Here is a 15040-nt window from a genome sequence, read left to right on the forward strand (position 1 = left end):
CTTTGTACGACCCAACGCTGCATCCCGAGAGGACCCCAGTCATGCCCGAAGCAACCACCGGCAAGGTGACCTTCGTCGGTGCCGGGCCCGGCGCCGCCGACCTGCTCACGTTCCGCGCCGCGCGCGCCATCGCGGACGCCGATGTCGTCATCTGGGCGGCCAGCCTGGTGCAGGAGGAGGTCCTCGACCACGCGCGCGAGGGCGCGGAGATCCTGGACTCGGCGACGATGTCGCTGGAGGACGTCGTCGCCGTGTACGAGCGGGCGCACCGCGACGGGCTGCGGGTCGCGCGCATCCACTCCGGGGACCCGGCGCTGTGGGGCGGCACGCAGGAGCAGGTCGACCGGTGCGCGCGGCTCGGCATCGCGACGGAGGTGATCCCGGGTGTCTCGTCGTTCTCGGCGGTGGCCGCGCTCGCTCAGCGCGAGCTGACGATCCCCGAGGTCGCGCAGTCCGTGATCCTGACGCGGCTCGGCGGCGGCAAGACACCGATGCCTCCCGGCGAGGAGGTGCGGGAGTTCGCGCGGCACGGCACGACGATGGCGCTGTTCCTCTCGGCCGCGCGCAGCGGCCAGTTGGTGCGTGAGCTTCTGGAGGGCGGCTACCCGACGTCGACGCCGGTCGTCGTCGCGTACCAGGCGACCTGGCCGGAGGAGCTGATCGTGAAGTGCACGATCAGCACGCTGGAGGAGACCGTGAAGCAGCACAAGCTGTGGAAGCACACGCTGTTCCTGGTCGGCCCGGCACTGGACGCGGAGGGCACGCGTTCGCACCTCTACCACCCGGGCCACTTCCACGGTTTCCGCAAGGCGGACCCCGAGGCACGGGCGGCGCTGCGGGCCGGGAAATCCGCGCAGGCCCACTCGTGATCACGGTCTTCGGTACGGGGACGGGGGCGCCGCTGTCCCCGGATCCGGCCCTGTCCGCCGCCGCCGTGGTGGTCGGCGGGCAGCGTCATCTCGACGCGGCCGAGGCGCTGCTGGCTCCCGGGGCGGAGCGGGTCGTGCTCGGGCCGCTGGCTCCGACGCTGGACACGGTCGAGCGGCACATCCAGGACGACGGTGGCCGGGGCGTCGTGGTGCTGGCGTCCGGCGATCCCGGGTTCTTCGGGATCGTGCGGGCGCTCGCCGAGCGGTTCGGGCCCGCGGCGCTCGACGTGCGGCCGGGGGTGTCGTCGGTGGCGACGGCGTTCGCGCGCGTCGGCCTTCCGTGGGACGACGCGGCCGTGGTGAGCGCGCACGGCCGCGACCTCCGGACCGCGGTCAACGTGTGCCGGGCGCACCCGAAGACCGCCGTGCTCACGGGTCCCGGCGCGGGCCCTGCCGAGCTGGGCGCCGAACTCGCGCACGAGGACGGGGACCGCGTCCTCGTCGTCGCGTCCCGTCTCGGCGACCCCGAGCGCGAGAGCCTCGAGCGGGTCACGCCGTCGGAGGCCGCCGCCCGCGACTGGGGCGACGCGGTGAGCGTGGTCCTCTGCCTGGACGAGAAGCGGCTGCTCGCACCGGTGCGCACCCTCGCCGGTCCCGGCCGCCCGCCGACCCGGTGGGCGCTGGACGAGAGCGAGTTCGCGCACCGCGACTCGATGATCACCAAGTTCGAGGTGCGGGCGCTCGCGCTCGCGCGGCTCGGGCCGCGCCCGGGCGACCTGGTGTGGGACATCGGGGCGGGGTCCGGCTCGGTCGCCGTGGAGTGCGCGCGGTTCGGCGCCGCGGCCGTGGCCGTCGAGAAGACCGTGGACGGGGTGGCCCGGATCCGGGACAACGCCGCCGCCCACGGTGTCGACGTACGCGTCGTGCACGGCTCGGCGCCCACCGTCCTGTCCGATCTCGCCGACCCCGACGCGGTGTTCGTCGGCGGGGGCGGGCGTGAGCTGACCGCGATCGTGACGGCGTGCGCGCGACGCACGCGGCGGTCCGTGGTCGTCGCGGTGGCGGCGGTGGACCGGGTGGGCGCGGTGCGGGACGCACTGGGCGCGGCCGGGTTCGTCAGCGACGGGGTGCTCCTGCAGTCGTCCCGGCTCGCGCCGCTGCCGGGCGACGTGTCGCGGCTCGCCGCGGCCAATCCGGTGTTCCTGGTGTGGGGCGTACGGCCCGATACGCAGAGCGCCACTTCCGTGGACTTCCTTGAACGAAGGAGTAGTTGAGTGATCGGCCTGATTTCCGCCACGGCGGCTGGGGCGGTGGCCCGCGACCGGCTCGCGTCGGCGTGGCCGTCGCGTACGAGGGTGTACGCGGGTTCCGTGGGGGACGCCGTGCGGCGCGCGTTCACGGAGTGCGAGCAGGTGGTGTGCTTCCTGGCGACGGGGGCCGTGGTCCGGCTCGTCGCGCCGCTGCTGCGGGACAAGCACGTGGACCCGGGCGTGGTGTGCGTCGACGAGGCCGGACGCTTCGCGGTGTCGCTGCTCGGGGGGCACGAGGGCGGGGCGAACGCGCTCGCGCGTGAGGTGGCCGCCGTCCTGGAGGCCGAGCCGGTGGTGACCACGGCGACGGACGCCGTGGACGTGCCCGGGCTCGACACCCTCGGCCTGCCCGTCGAGGGGGACCTCGCCGGGGTCACCCGGGCGGTCCTCGACGGTGAACCGGTGTCCCTGCACGCCGAGTTGGCGTACCCGCTGCCCGCGCTGCCGGAGAATGTCGCTCCCGGCCAGGGGGCCGCCCACACGATCCGCGTCAGCGACCGCGCCGTGGAGCCCGCCGACCGCGAGGTCGTCGTGCGGCCCCCGTCCCTCGTCGTGGGCGTCGGGGCCAGCAAGGGCGCGCCCGTGGACGAGGTTCTCGGGCTCGTGCGCGACACGCTGCGGGACGCGGGACTCTCGCCGCTGTCCGTGGCGCGTCTCGCGACCGTCGACGCCAAGGCAGGTGAGCCGGGCATCGTCGGGGCCGCCGAGCAGTTGGGTGTGCCCGTCGTGACGTACGGCGCCGAGACGCTCGCCGGCGTCGCCGTGCCGAACCCGTCCGACGCGCCGCTCGACGCCGTCGGTACGCCCTCCGTGGCGGAGGCCGCCGCGCTGGTCGCCGGCGGTGAACTCCTCGTACCGAAGCGGAAGTCGGTGCGCGCCGACGGGAAGCCCGCGATGGCGACGTGCGCCGTCGTGCGCACCGCGCCACGCGGCCGGCTCGCCGTCGTCGGGCTCGGCCCGGGCGCCCGTGACCTCGTGACTCCGCGCGCCCGTGACGAGCTGCGCGCCGCGTCCGTCCTCGTGGGCCTCGACCAGTACGTCGACCAGATCCGGGACCTGCTGCGGCCCGGCACGCGGATCCTGGAGTCGGGGCTCGGCGCCGAGGAGGAGCGGGCCCGCACGGCGGTCGCCGAGGCCCGCAAGGGGCAGGCCGTCGCACTGATCGGCAGTGGGGACGCGGGCGTGTACGCGATGGCGTCGCCCGCGCTCGCCGAGGCGTCCGACGACATCGACGTGGTGGGCGTACCGGGCGTGACGGCCGCGCTCGCCGCGGCCGCGATCCTGGGCGCGCCGCTCGGCCACGACCACGTCTCGATCAGCCTGTCCGACCTGCACACGCCGTGGGAGGTCATCGAGCGCCGGGTGCGGGCCGCCGCGGAGGCGGACATCGTGGTCACGTTCTACAACCCGCGCAGCCGAGGCCGTGACTGGCAGCTGCCCAAGGCCCTCGGCCTCCTCGCCGAGCACCGCGAGCCGGGCACGCCCGTGGGCGTGGTGCGCAACGCGTCCCGCGTCGACGAGTCGAGCCGGCTGACCACACTCGGCGAACTCGACCCGGCCTGGGTCGACATGATGACCGTCGTGACGGTCGGCAACACGGCCACGCGGCGGATCGCCGGCCGCATGGTCACCCCGCGCGGCTACCGCTGGCAGCAGCCGACGGCCGCCACCTCCGGCTCTCCCACCACCACCGGCACCACCCGTAAGGAGTCCTCGTGACCACCCCGCCCGCTCTGCTCATCGCCGGACACGGCACCCGCGACGAGGCAGGCGCCGAAGCCTTCCGCGACTTCGTCAGGGAGCTCGGCCGCCGCCGTCCCGACCTGCCCGTGGCGGGCGGCTTCATCGAGCTGTCGCCGCCACCGCTGACGGAGGCGGTGGGCGAGCTCGTGGAGCGCGGGGTGCGCAAGTTCGCGGCGGTGCCGCTGATGCTGGTGTCGGCGGGGCACGCCAAGGGCGACATCCCGGCGGCGCTGGCCCGCGAGAAGGAGCGGCACCCGGGGATCTCGTACACGTACGGGCGTCCGCTGGGTCCGCACCCGTCGCTGCTCCAGGTGCTCGAGCGGCGTCTCGACGAGGCGCTGGGCGGCGGCGCGCGCACGCCGGAGGACCGGGCCGATGTGACGGTGCTGCTGGTGGGCCGCGGTTCGACGGACCCGGACGCCAACGCCGAGGTGCACAAGGCGGCGCGGCTTCTGTGGGAGGGCCGCGGTTACGCGGGCGTGGAGACGGCGTTCGTGTCGCTGGCCGCGCCGGACGTGCCGTCGGGCCTCGACCGGTGCGTGAAGCTCGGCGCGCGGCGCATCGTCGTCCTGCCGTACTTCCTGTTCACGGGGATCCTGCCGGACCGGGTGCGACAGCAGACGGAGGGCTGGGCGTCGGCCCACCCGGACGTCGAGGTGCTCTCCGCCGAGGTGATCGGCCCGGAGCCGGAGCTGGTCGACCTGGTCATGGAGCGGTACGAGGAGGCCGTCCGCGGCGACCTGCGGATGAACTGCGACACCTGCGTGTACCGGATCGCGCTGCCGGGGTTCGAGGACAAGGTGGGGCTTCCGCAGCAGCCGCACTTCCACCCGGACGACGACGGCGACCACCACGGCCACGCGCGCGGTCACGGGCACTCCCACTCGCATGCGCACTGACGACGGTCACGATCTGCGCCATCACGGCGACGCGGAGGTCCGCGGCACGGGTGCGGACCTCACGGATCTCGCGGTGAACGTCCGCGCGGACACACCCCCGGTGTGGCTGCGCGAGCACATCGCGGACTCGCTCGGCGGGCTCGCCGCGTATCCGGACGGGCGGGCGGCCCGCGCGGCGGTGGCCCACCGGCACGGGCTTCCCGTGGAGCGGGTGCTGCTCACGGCGGGGGCCGCGGAGGCGTTCGTGCTGCTCGCCCGTGCCCTGAAGGTCCGTCATCCGGTCGTCGTGCACCCGCAGTTCACGGAGCCGGAGGCGGCGCTGCGGGACGCGGGGCATGCCGTGGACCGGGTGCTGCTGCGCGAGGAGGACGGCTTCCGGCTCGATCCGGCGGCGGTGCCCGAGGAGGCGGACCTCGTGGTGATCGGCAATCCGACGAACCCGACGTCGGTCCTTCATCCGGCCGCGCTCATCGCTCACCTGGCCCGTCCTGGGCGGGTGCTGGTGGTGGACGAGGCGTTCATGGACGCGGTCCCCGGCGAGCGGGAGGCCCTCGCGGGCCGGAGCGACGTGCCGGGGCTCGTGGTGCTGCGCAGCCTGACGAAGACGTGGGGTCTTGCGGGGCTGCGGGTCGGCTACGTGCTGGCGGAGCCGGACACCGTCGCCGAGCTGGAGCGGGCCCAGCCGCTGTGGCCGGTGTCCACGCCGGCGCTGGCCGCGGCCGAGGCGTGTGTGTCGCCGCGGGCCCTCGCGGAGGCGGCGCACGCGGCGCACCGCGTCGCTGCGGACCGGGCCCATCTGGTCGCGGGTCTCGCGGAGTTCGCGGCACAGGGCGTGTCGGTGGCGGGTCCCGCGGAGGGTCCGTTCGTGCTGGTGCGGGCCCCCCGGGCGGCTGCGCTGCGCGCGCGGCTGCGGGAGCGGGGTTTCGCGGTGCGGCGCGGCGACACGTTCCCGGGCCTCGGTCCGGACTGGCTTCGTCTCGCGGTGCGGGACAGGGCGACCACGGGCCGGTTCCTCCAGGTCCTCGACCAGGCGCTGACGAGCGCCTGAGGGACCCATGCGGGTGGGCGGGAGTCCCCGACTCCCGCCCACCCGCTCCCCTCCTGCGGTTCCCCCTCGGGCCCTCGGGTCAGGAGCGCCCGCGCCGGGCGGCGGCGACGGCCCCGCCGCCGGCGACCAGCAGCACGATGGCACCGCCCGCGATGTACGGCGTCATCGAGTTCCCCCCGGTCTCCGCGAGGTCCGCCTTGGCGGCGGGCTTGGCGATCGGCTCGGCGGCGCCGCCCTGCGGCTTCACGTCGTCGGCCGGCTTGGCCGGGGGCTTCTGCGCGGGCGCCGCCTCGGGCGTCTCGCAGCTCGCGCGGACGAGGGTCACCGTGCCCTCCACCTCCGCCACGTTCAGCTTGAGCGGGTTGACGGACACCTTCAGTTCGAGCGCCGAGGCCGCAGCCGTACGGGATGTGGTGTGCGTCTTCGAGAGGTCGAGCCGGACCTCGCCCACACCCGGGACCTTCACCTCGGTGGTGCCGCCCGCCGACAGGGTCACCTTCTTGCCGAGGACCGTGACGCCGCCCAGGACGTTCGACTCGGCGACGGGCCGCTTGCCCGTCTCGCAGACCGCCTTCGACGTGGCCTGGCCGACCTCGATGAGCGAGAGCAGCGGCAGGCCCGGGATGTGGACCTTGGCGTGGGCGAGGTTGCTGTACCCCTCCGCCTTGTGGTCGTCGACGGTGGCCTTCGCGGTGGCCACGTCCGCCCGCAGGACGTTGAACGGGCGGCCGCCGGCGACTCCGTCCAGCTTGACGGTGAGGGCGGTCTTCTCGGCACTGGCGGGGGCCTGCACCTCGTTGAGCGTGGCCGTGAGCGGGACGTTCACGGTCTTGTTGAGCAGGGAGACATCCAGGCCGGTGCGCAGGACGACGGCGCCGGACCTGCCGCCGTGGCCGCCCGTCGCATGCGCCGTGCCCGCGGTGGCGAGCAGCGCCGGGGCGACGGCCAGGGCCGTGGCGGCGGCCGATGCGGCGAGGCGGCGTCCGGACGTGCGGAAGGTGGTGCTGGGCATGCTGATGGGACCCCCACAAGAGAAATGGAGCCGTCGGCCCCGCCCCGCCATGGGGGACATCGCGGGGGCGTGCGCCGTCGGCCTCGATGGAGGGAATCTTTACGCACGGAGGGTGAACGGGCGGCGACCTGACGTGAGTTCACTCCAAAGTGAGGTTTCCGAGCTGATCTTCGAATCTTTGAGCTCGATGGTGCGCCTGTTCCTCTGTTTTCCCTCTGCCGCCCCTCTGGTGTCACCCGGCCGACCGGCACGTGTCGAACGCGCCGGTCGGCCACGCCGGTGCGCACGAGTGGTGTGCAACGAGCGGGCCGACCACGGCGTCACGTTCCGTCAACCCGGCTCCGCCCGCTGCCGGTTCAGCCCACGATGCGGCCGCGCAGCACCACGCGCCGGGGCGCGGCGAGCACCCGTACGTCGGCGCGGGGGTCCGACTCGTAGACCACGAGGTCGGCCGAGGCTCCCTCCTCAAGGCCCGGGCGGCCGAGCCAGGCGCGGGCGCCCCACGCCGTCGCGGAGAGCGCGTCCACGGCCGGGAGTCCGGCCTTGACCAGTTCGGCGACCTCCCCGGCGACCAGGCCGTGCGCGAGCGAACCTCCGGCGTCGGTGCCGACGTAGACCGGCACTCCCGCGTCGTACGCCGCTCGCACGGTGTCGTAGCGGCGCTCGTACAGGCGGTTCAGATGGGCGGACCAGCGGGGGAACTTGGTCTCGCCGGCCGCGGCGATCTGCGGGAACGTGGCGATGTTGACGAGGGTCGGCACGATCGCGACGCCGCGCTCCGCGAACAGCGGGACGGTGTCCTCGGTGAGGCCCGTGGCGTGCTCGATGCAGTCGATGCCCGCCTCGACGAGGTCGCGCAGCGAGTCCTCGGCGAAGCAGTGGGCCGTGACGCGGGCACCGAGCCGGTGCGCCTGAGCGATGGCGGCCTCGACCTCCTCGCGGGGCCAGCATGCGGTCAGGTCGCCCGCGTCCCGGTCGATCCAGTCGCCGACCAGCTTCACCCAGCCGTCGCCGCGCTTCGCCTCCCGGGCCACGTAGGCGACCAGCTCCGGCGGCTCGATCTCGTGCGCGTAGTTGCGGATGTAGCGGCGGGTGCGGGCGATGTGCCGCCCGGCCCGGATGATCCTGGGCAGGTCCTCGCGGTCGTCGATCCAACGGGTGTCCGAGGGGGAGCCCGCGTCGCGGATCAGGAGCGTGCCGGCCTCGCGGTCGGTCAGGGCCTGCTTCTCGGCGACGTCGGCGGGCACCGGGCCGTGCGTGTCGAGGCCCACATGGCAGTGCGCGTCGACGAGTCCGGGCATGGCCCACCCGTCGACGGTGGTGACGTCGAGGCCGGGCCCGGCCGGCCGGTCGTACGTCACCCGCCCGCCGACGACCCACAGCTCGTCCCGGACGTCCTCGGGCCCGACGAGGACCCGCCCCTTCACGTGCAGCACCGTGCGCTCACTCATGTCGGAAGCCTATGAGGCCGGTGGGTACGCTCGGAACGGCAGCCCGCCGTACGAACTCGTGAACGAAGATCACGGGCGACGTGAGCGAAGAGAGCGAAGAGAGCACGATCGTGACCCACCCTTTTCTTGACCTGGCCCCCCTGAGCGCCGAGCACTTCGCCTCCATCGAGCGGCGCGTGGCCGGGCTGCTCGACACCTCCCAGGACGTCGTGATCATGCAGGGCGAGGCGCTGCTCCCTCTCGAGGGCGCGATCCGCGGCACCGCCCGCCCCGGCACCGTGGCCCTGAACATCATCACGGGCCCCTACGGCCAGACCTTCGGCGACTGGCTGCGGGACAGCGGGGCGACGGTGCACGACCTGGCGGTCCCCTTCCACACCGCCGTGACGGCCGAGCAGGTGCGCGACGCGCTCGCCGAGCACCCCGAGACCGACTTCGTCTCGCTCGTGCACGCGGAGGCCGCGACGGGCAACACGAACCCGGTCGCCGAGATCGGCGAGGTGGTGCGGGAGCACGGCGCGCTGTTCTACCTGGACGCGGTCGCGTCGATCGCCGCCGAGCCGGTCCTTCCCGACGCCTGGGGCGTGGACCTGTGCGTGATCGGCGCGCAGAAGGCCATGGGCGGCCCGGCGGGCGTCTCCGCGGTGTCCGTCAGCGCGCGGGCGTGGGAGCGGATGGAGTCCAACCCGCAGGCGCCGCGCCACTCCTACCTGTCGCTGCTCGACTGGAAGCACCGCTGGATCGACGGCGGGCGCAAGGCACTGCTGCACGCGCCGGCCCAGCTGGAGATGCTCGCCCTGGAGGCGTGCGTCGAGCGCATCGAGGCGGAGGGCCTCGACGCCCTGATGGCCCGGCACGCCGGTGCGGCCGCGGCCACGCGGGCGGGCGCGCTGGCGCTGGGCGGCGGCATCGAGCCGTACGTGTACGAGGCACGGGACGCGGCGCCGGTGGCGACGACGCTGCGCGCCCCGGCGGGGATCGACGCCTCGGAGCTGGTCGCGCGGGCGCTGGCGGTGGACCCGGTGCTGCCGTTGGTGGCCGGCGGCGGGGCGCTCGCCAAGGAGATGATCCGCGTCAACCACTACGGACCGCAGGCGACCCGGGGCGTCGTGCAGTCCTCGCTCGCGGCCCTCGGCGGTGCGCTCGCCGAGATGGAGGGGACGGGCGCGCCGGTGGACCTGGAGGGCGCGCGCAAGGCTGTGGCCGCGGCCTGGGTGTAACCCCTGCAGTCCCGCGACTTCACAAAGTGAGGTGCCGCCCCTTCAATGGGGGTGGCACCTTCTTTTGTTTTTCGAGAAAATTCTCGCGCATTTCTCAGCACAGCTTCCCATATTCTTCTGCCCGCTTTCCCGGGGCGTAAACACTAAGATTTCAACAACGGGAACGGCTTAATTCGGACGGGTCTCGTGCGGGTTTCGCGCTTGTGACGCACTCCACACCGAAGGTTATTTGCCCAGTTCGTCCCGACTAAACCGCCCCATATCGACAAGATCTCACGTGCGCACCCCCGCCCGCGCGATAACACAGAACGAGCAGTTGCGTAACCCTTTCTCGCGATGCAATCTCAGAACTTGCTCGGTAAATTGAATTCACATGACCGCGCAATTCCTGGAAATGCCCGAGAGCCTGCGGATCGACCGGCCGGATGTGGCCGACGGAGCCGCGATCTGGCGCATCGCCCGCGACTCGAAGGTGCTCGACCTCAACTCCTCGTACAGCTACCTGCTGTGGTGCCGGGACTTCGCCGCCACGTCCGTCGTGGCGCGGGACGCCGCCGGCACCGTCGCCGGGTTCATCACCGGGTACATCCGGCCGGACAACCCACGCGCCCTCGTGGTGTGGCAGGTGGCCGTCGACCATGCGCACCGGGGGCGCGGTCTGGCCGGGGCGCTGCTCGACGGGCTCTGGGCGAAGGTCGCCGCCGACCGCGCCACGACCGTGCTCGAGACGACGATCTCGCCCGACAACACCGCGTCGCAGCGCCTGTTCGCCTCGTTCGCGCGCCGCAACGACGCGGAGGTCGCGCAGACGGTGCTGTTCGACGCGGGCCTCTTCCCGGACGACGGGCACGAGCCCGAAGTGCTCCACCGCATCGGGCCGATCGTCTGACCTGCGACCGGCCCCCCATGACTTCTTCTCACCGCACCACCGCACGACCGCTTGACCTCCACGCCACCCCCACCCTCATCTCCCAGGAGATCGCTGTGACCATCACCCAGCCGGACCTGAGCGTCTTCGAGACCCTTGAGTCGGAGGTGCGCAGCTACTGCCGCGGTTGGCCCACCGTCTTCGACCGGGCGCAGGGCAGCCGCATGTTCGACGAGGACGGCCACGAGTACCTCGACTTCTTCGCGGGCGCGGGATCGCTCAACTACGGGCACAACAACCCCGTCCTCAAACGCGCCCTGATCGACTACCTGGAGCGGGACGGCGTCACGCACGGGCTCGACATGTCGACGACGGCGAAGCGCGCCTTCCTGGAGTCGTTCCAGAACATCATCCTGCGACCGCGTGACCTGCCGTACAAGGTCATGTTCCCGGGCCCGACGGGCACCAACGCCGTCGAGTCGGCGCTGAAGCTGGCCCGCAAGGTCAAGGGCCGCGAGTCGATCGTGTCGTTCACGAACGCCTTCCACGGCATGTCGCTCGGCTCCCTCGCCGTGACCGGCAACGCCTTCAAGCGCGCGGGCGCCGGCATCCCGCTGGTGCACGGCACCCCGATGCCGTTCGACAACTACCTGGACGGGCAGACGCCGGACTTCATCTGGTTCGAGCGCCTCCTGGAGGACCAGGGCTCCGGCCTCAACCAGCCCGCCGCCGTGATCGTCGAGACGGTGCAGGGCGAGGGCGGCATCAACGTCGCGCGCGCCGAGTGGCTGCGCAAGCTCGCCGACGTGTGCGAGCGCTGGGACATGCTGCTCATCGTCGACGACATCCAGATGGGCTGCGGGCGCACCGGCGCGTTCTTCTCCTTCGAGGAGGCGGGCATCACGCCGGACATCGTCACCGTGTCGAAGTCCATCAGCGGGTACGGGCTCCCCATGTCGCTGTGCCTGTTCAAGCCGGAGCTCGACGTGTGGGAGCCCGGCGAGCACAACGGCACGTTCCGCGGGAACAACCCGGCGTTCGTCACCGCCGCCGCGGCCCTGGAGACGTACTGGAGCGACGGCGCCGCGATGGAGAAGCAGACGCTCCTGCGCGGCCAGCAGATAGAGGAGGTCCTGGCCGCGCTGCGCGAGGAGCACAGCGACGTGGTCAAGCAGTACCGGGGCCGCGGCCTGGTGTGGGGCATCGAGTTCCACGACATCGAGCGGGCGGGCGCCGTCGCGAAACGCGCCTTCGAGCTCGGCCTGCTCATCGAGACCTCCGGCCCGCAGGGCGAGGTCGTCAAGCTCCTGCCAGCGCTGACGATCACGCCCGAAGAGCTGGAAGAAGGGCTGCGCACGCTCACGAGGGCCGTGCGCGAGACAGCCTGACACCGCAACACACTGGAACAGAAAGGCAGCAACTCACCGTGATCGTCCGATCGTTCAAGGAGATCGAGGGCACCGACCGGCACGTGAAGGCCGCGTCGGGAACCTGGGAGAGCAAGCGCATCGTGCTCGCCAAGGAGAGGGTCGGCTTCTCGCTGCACGAGACCATCCTGTACGCGGGTACGGAGACCCGGATGTGGTACGCGAACCACATCGAGGCCGTCCTGTGCGTGGAGGGTGAGGCCGAGCTCACCAATGAGGAGACCGGTGAGAAGCACTGGATCGAGCCGGGCACGATGTACCTGCTCAACGGCCACGAGCACCACACGCTGCGGCCCAAGACCGACTTCCGGTGCGTCTGCGTCTTCAACCCGCCCGTGACCGGACGGGAGGACCATGACGAGAACGGTGTGTACCCGCTCCTGACCGAACCCGAGGAGGCCTGAGTTCTATGACCGGATCGACGATCACCCAGCCGCCGGCCACCGATCTGTACCCGACCCGAGGCGCGTCCGAAGTGGCCACGCCCCGTGTCGACCCGGTTGTCTGGTCCGCGCCCGGCGCGCTGGGTCCGTTCCGTCAGCCGGACCTGGAGTCGTTCGAACGGGACGGCTTCCTGGCGATCCCCGAGCTGATCGGGCCGGACGAGATCGGCGTCTACCAGGCGGAGTTGAACCGGCTGGTCACGGATCCGGCGGTCAAGGCAGACGAGCGTTCCATCGTCGAGCCCACGTCACAGGACGTACGGTCCGTCTTCGAGGTCCACCGGATCAGCGAGGTGTTCGCGAACCTGGTGCACGACGAGCGGGTCGTGGGCCGGGCACGGCAGATCCTCGGCTCGGACGTGTACGTCCACCAGTCGCGGATCAACGTGAAGCCGGGCTTCGGGGCGAGTGGCTTCTACTGGCACTCGGACTTCGAGACCTGGCACGCGGAGGACGGCCTGCCGAACATGCGGACCGTGTCCGTCTCGATCGCGCTGACCGAGAACTACGACACCAACGGCGGCTTGATGATCATGCCGGGGTCGCACAAGACGTTCCTCGGCTGCGCGGGCGAGACGCCGCGGGACAACTACAAGAAGTCCCTCCAGATGCAGGACGCGGGCACGCCGTCGGACGAGGCGCTGACCAAGTTCGCCGACCGGCACGGCATCCGCCTGTTCACGGGCAGCGCGGGCTCGGCGACGTGGTTCGACTGCAACGCCATGCACGGCTCCGGGGACAACATCACCCCGTACCCGCGCTCGAACGTCTTCATCGTGTTCAACAGCGTGGAGAACACCGCGGTGGAGCCGTTCGCGGCTCCGGTGCGGCGGCCCGAGTTCATCGGGGCGAGGGACTTCACCCCGGTGAAGTGACCTTCGTACACGCGTAGTCGGGGCGGCTCCCTTCCTTCCGGTCGGGAGCCGCCCCGACTCGTGTGTGCGGGGGAGGTCAGGCGGTGAGCGCCGGGTAGTCCGTGTAGCCCTTCGCGTCGCCGCCGAAGAACGTGGCCGGGTCAGGGGTGTTGTACGGGCCCTGCGTCTTCAGGCGGGCGGGCAGGTCGGGGTTGGCGAGGAACAGCGCGCCGAACGTGATGATGTCGGCGATGCCGTCCTCGATCACGGAGAGGTCGCCGTGCCCGGTGGGCCCCTCGCTGAGGACGTTGATGACGAAGGTGCCCGAGAACTGCTTGCGCAGCGCCAGCGTCAGTTCGCGGATGTCGGAGCTCTCAAGGACGTGCAGGTAGGAGATGCCGAGCGGCTCGATCTCCTTGACCAGCGCGGTGTACGTCGGCGCCGGGTCGCTCTCCTCGATGGAGTTGTACGGGTTCCCGGGCGAGATCCGCAGCCCGGTCCGCTCGGCACCGATCTCGGCGACGACGGCCTTGACGACCTCGACGGCGAAGCGGATGCGGTTCTCCACGCTGCCGCCCCACTCGTCGTCACGCAGATTGGTGTTGGGCGCGAGGAACTGGTGGATCAGGTAGCCGTTGGCGCCGTGCAGCTCGACACCGTCGAAGCCCGCCTCGATCGCGTTGCGGGCGGCGGTGGCGTAGTCGGCGATGGTGGCGCGGATCTCGTCGCCGGTCAGCGCCCGCGGCGTGGTGAAGTCCTTCATGCCCTCATGCGTGAAGCCCTGGCCCGCCGGGGCGACCGGGGACGGGGCCACCGGGGTCTCCCCCTCGGGCAGCAGCACCGGGTGGCTGATCCGGCCCGCGTGCATGATCTGCGCGTAGATCGTGCCGCCCTTGGCGTGCACGGCGTCGGTGACCTTGCGCCAGGAGGCGATCTGCTCGTCGCTGTGCAGGCCCGGGGTCCATGCGTAGCCCTGCCCGACGGCGGACGGCTGGATGCCCTCGGTGATGATCAGGCCGGCCGAGGCGCGCTGCGCGTAGTACTCGGCGGTCAGGTCGGTGGCGGTGCCGCCCTCGCCGGCCCGGCTGCGGGTCATCGGGGCCATGGCGATGCGGTTGGCGAGCTGGACGCCGGAGAGGTCGATCGGGTCGAAGGCGGTGGTCATGGCTACTCCATCCAAATGCGGGCAAGGCGGTGCCGACCAATATGTGGTCGACCAAGTAATCGAGCCGTGTGCCACTGTAACCCATTCATTGGCCGACCAAGGTAATCTCTGTGTGAAGAGACCGAACCCCCGTGGAGAGACCGGACTCCGCGGCGAGGCCGGAACCGATCAGGAGAAGCCATGACGGACGAGCCACCTTGTAGTGAGCACCTGCCCGAGGCCGCCCGCTGCGGTCCCGTCAGCCATGCGCTCTCCCGCGTGGCGCGGCTGCACCGGATCACCGCGGGCAAGCTGCTGCGCGGGCTGGGCCTCTATCCGGGGCAGGAGTTCCTGATGATGCACCTGTGGGACAAGGGGCCCGTGCGTCAGTCGGAGCTCATCAAGGCGGTCGACCTGGACCCGTCCACGGTGACGAAGATGCTCCAGCGGCTCGAACAGGCCGGCCACGTACGCCGGTGCCCCGACCCGCGCGACCGGCGGGCCGTGCTCGTGGAGACGACGGACGCCAGCTGCGGCCTGCTCGGCGACGTGCAGCACAAGTGGGGCGACCTGGAGGACCACACGCTGCGCGGCCTCGACAAGGAGGAGCGGACCGAACTCCTGCGGCTGCTCGCCAAGATCGAGGCGAACCTGTGCACGGATCCGGCGAGCTGTCCGGGGGCGGAACCGGTCGACGGGTGATCCCGGCCTGGCGGGCGTGCGCGCCCCGGCCCCCCGCCACGGAAGGACGG

At 72.1% G+C, this 15040-nt stretch carries 14 protein-coding genes; 11 read left to right on the forward strand and 3 right to left on the reverse strand.

The window, feature by feature from the left end; all coding sequences use genetic code 11:
* Positions 1-41: 41 nt before the first annotated feature.
* From cobM to cobC, 5 genes are read left to right on the forward strand one after another with little or no spacing between them, the layout of a single operon-like run.
* On the forward strand, positions 42-869 hold the full coding sequence (gene cobM, locus ACFC96_RS32680; protein ID WP_376264132.1) for a precorrin-4 C(11)-methyltransferase: 828 nt from the start codon (positions 42-44) through the stop codon (positions 867-869).
* A complete protein-coding gene (gene cbiE, locus ACFC96_RS32685) occupies positions 866-2143 on the forward strand; it encodes a precorrin-6y C5,15-methyltransferase (decarboxylating) subunit CbiE (protein ID WP_376615570.1) in 1278 nt (425 codons plus the stop codon). Before cobM ends, cbiE begins: the two co-directional genes overlap by 4 nt.
* A complete protein-coding gene (gene cobJ, locus ACFC96_RS32690) occupies positions 2144-3898 on the forward strand; it encodes a precorrin-3B C(17)-methyltransferase (protein WP_376615572.1) in 1755 nt (584 codons plus the stop codon). It begins immediately after the preceding gene.
* Positions 3895-4821 (forward strand): sirohydrochlorin chelatase, encoded by a 927-nt coding sequence (locus tag ACFC96_RS32695; protein WP_376615574.1) that lies wholly within the window; start codon positions 3895-3897, stop codon positions 4819-4821. Before cobJ ends, ACFC96_RS32695 begins: the two co-directional genes overlap by 4 nt.
* Positions 4811-5869 carry an Rv2231c family pyridoxal phosphate-dependent protein CobC gene (cobC, locus tag ACFC96_RS32700; RefSeq protein ID WP_376615575.1) on the forward strand — a complete coding sequence of 353 codons (1059 nt, stop codon included), beginning with the start codon at positions 4811-4813 and terminating at the stop codon, positions 5867-5869. Before ACFC96_RS32695 ends, cobC begins: the two co-directional genes overlap by 11 nt.
* Before the next feature lie 79 nt (positions 5870-5948).
* Here the strand turns inward: cobC and ACFC96_RS32705 are convergent, their stop codons facing one another.
* Together ACFC96_RS32705 and ACFC96_RS32710 are read right to left on the reverse strand one after the other, a co-directional pair.
* Positions 5949-6881, reverse strand: coding sequence for an SCO1860 family LAETG-anchored protein (locus ACFC96_RS32705; RefSeq protein WP_376264118.1), 933 nt, complete (start codon positions 6879-6881; stop codon positions 5949-5951).
* A gap of 356 nt (positions 6882-7237) precedes the next feature.
* A complete protein-coding gene (locus ACFC96_RS32710; RefSeq protein ID WP_376264116.1) occupies positions 7238-8332 on the reverse strand; it encodes an amidohydrolase family protein in 1095 nt (364 codons plus the stop codon).
* 110 nt (positions 8333-8442) lie between these two features.
* Between ACFC96_RS32710 and ACFC96_RS32715 the strand changes: the two genes are divergently transcribed.
* The 5 genes from ACFC96_RS32715 to thpD all read left to right on the forward strand — a co-directional run bounded on the left by ACFC96_RS32715 (position 8443) and on the right by thpD (position 13165).
* Positions 8443-9552, forward strand: a complete 1110-nt coding sequence (locus ACFC96_RS32715) for a pyridoxal-phosphate-dependent aminotransferase family protein (protein WP_376615675.1) — start codon at positions 8443-8445, stop codon at positions 9550-9552.
* A 394-nt stretch (positions 9553-9946) separates the two neighbouring features.
* Positions 9947-10441, forward strand: coding sequence for a diaminobutyrate acetyltransferase (gene ectA / locus ACFC96_RS32720; protein WP_376615677.1), 495 nt, complete (start codon positions 9947-9949; stop codon positions 10439-10441).
* A gap of 95 nt (positions 10442-10536) precedes the next feature.
* A complete protein-coding gene (gene ectB / locus ACFC96_RS32725; protein WP_376264113.1) occupies positions 10537-11808 on the forward strand; it encodes a diaminobutyrate--2-oxoglutarate transaminase in 1272 nt (423 codons plus the stop codon).
* A 38-nt stretch (positions 11809-11846) separates the two neighbouring features.
* Positions 11847-12251: an ectoine synthase gene (locus tag ACFC96_RS32730; RefSeq protein ID WP_376264110.1), complete on the forward strand. Its 405-nt coding sequence runs from the start codon at positions 11847-11849 to the stop codon at positions 12249-12251.
* 5 nt (positions 12252-12256) lie between these two features.
* Complete coding sequence (gene thpD, locus ACFC96_RS32735) at positions 12257-13165, forward strand: ectoine hydroxylase (RefSeq protein ID WP_376264107.1); 909 nt, start codon at positions 12257-12259, stop codon at positions 13163-13165.
* A gap of 76 nt (positions 13166-13241) precedes the next feature.
* Here thpD and ACFC96_RS32740 read toward each other — a convergent pair whose 3' ends face one another.
* Positions 13242-14309: an alkene reductase gene (locus tag ACFC96_RS32740; protein WP_376615577.1), complete on the reverse strand. Its 1068-nt coding sequence runs from the start codon at positions 14307-14309 to the stop codon at positions 13242-13244.
* Positions 14310-14489: 180 nt separating this feature from the next.
* Between ACFC96_RS32740 and ACFC96_RS32745 the strand changes: the two genes are divergently transcribed.
* On the forward strand, positions 14490-14990 hold the full coding sequence (locus tag ACFC96_RS32745; protein WP_376264101.1) for a MarR family winged helix-turn-helix transcriptional regulator: 501 nt from the start codon (positions 14490-14492) through the stop codon (positions 14988-14990).
* Positions 14991-15040 lie beyond the last annotated feature (50 nt).

Origin of the sequence: Streptomyces sp. NPDC055955, assembly GCF_042270245.1 — a bacterium.
Taxonomy (GTDB): domain Bacteria; phylum Actinomycetota; class Actinomycetes; order Streptomycetales; family Streptomycetaceae; genus Streptomyces.

What these genes read in the sequence shown, in the direction of transcription:
- cobC (WP_376615575.1), top strand. Translation starts at nt 4,811, where the DNA reads ATGCGCACTGACGACGGTCACGATCTGCGCCATCACGGCGACGCGGAG.
- ectA (WP_376615677.1), top strand. Translation starts at nt 9,947, where the DNA reads ATGCCCGAGAGCCTGCGGATCGACCGGCCGGATGTGGCCGACGGAGCC.
- ACFC96_RS32745 (WP_376264101.1), top strand. Translation starts at nt 14,490, where the DNA reads ATGACGGACGAGCCACCTTGTAGTGAGCACCTGCCCGAGGCCGCCCGC.
- ACFC96_RS32740 (WP_376615577.1), bottom strand. Translation starts at nt 14,309, where the DNA reads ATGACCACCGCCTTCGACCCGATCGACCTCTCCGGCGTCCAGCTCGCC.
- thpD (WP_376264107.1), top strand. Translation starts at nt 12,257, where the DNA reads ATGACCGGATCGACGATCACCCAGCCGCCGGCCACCGATCTGTACCCG.
- ACFC96_RS32705 (WP_376264118.1), bottom strand. Translation starts at nt 6,881, where the DNA reads ATGCCCAGCACCACCTTCCGCACGTCCGGACGCCGCCTCGCCGCATCG.
- ACFC96_RS32710 (WP_376264116.1), bottom strand. Translation starts at nt 8,332, where the DNA reads ATGAGTGAGCGCACGGTGCTGCACGTGAAGGGGCGGGTCCTCGTCGGG.
- cobM (WP_376264132.1), top strand. Translation starts at nt 42, where the DNA reads ATGCCCGAAGCAACCACCGGCAAGGTGACCTTCGTCGGTGCCGGGCCC.